This window comes from Oleiphilus sp. HI0067, from assembly GCF_001635735.1.
Map to the genome: position 1 here is coordinate 1 of NZ_LWFI01000906.1, position 820 is coordinate 820.

The following is an 820-nucleotide window of genomic DNA, read 5'->3' on the forward strand; positions in this document are numbered from 1 at the left end:
ATATCAGACAAGCTCAGCTTATGTGTTTCACGGAAGAAGCGTAGCTGCTTACTAAAACTCTGTAGATACTTCATGGATTCGCACTTTAAAATAACTATTCTTATAACTATAGCAGTGTCATCAAATCTTGCACTAAGCAGCTAATTTATATAGAAAAATAAGCCTTAACTATTTTGGTTGCTAATCCATAAGGCATCGTAGGGACGCATATTTACAACACCGTCGATATCAGTAATCACAGTACCTGAGAGCAAATCGACCCAACTATCAAACTCCGTAATATTCAATTCGCTTAAATGAATGTCTTGCTCTGTATCTGAGATGTTATAGATACAGAATATATTTTGGCGTCGATCCGTACTTTGCCTCCAGTAACCGAAAATTGACTCCCCTAAATGCAAGGTAAACTGCGTTGCGTTTGGATGGAAAGCCGCTTGTTTGGTTCTAATCTCAAGCATCTTTGAAATTTGATGATATATCTTCGAATGTGTGCTCGATTCATTGGCCAATTCTGACTCAAGCTCACTCAATTCCCATCGATGACGATTAATCGAACGATTGTGTTTGGTGTGTTCTAGTTTCTGATAATCGTTTCGAGTACCTACCAGACTATGGATATAAATCCCCGGAATCCCTTCTAAGCCCAACATTAATGCATGCGCACAAACAAAACGTTTCACACCCCACTTGTCAGGCCCTTTCGTTGTACCTTGCAATGCATCAAACAAAGAGATGTTCACTTCATAGGGCTTATTCTGATTATTCTCCAACGCCCGCATAGAGACCCTACCACCAAAGCCTAACATGGTGCTTACAAAAG

Annotated in this window: 1 pseudogene; it reads right to left on the reverse strand. The window is 39.9% G+C overall.

The annotated features are described in order from the left end of the window. Positions 1-164: 164 nt before the first annotated feature. Positions 165-820: pseudogene (locus A3739_RS10370) on the reverse strand (alpha-amylase); the annotation flags it as partial.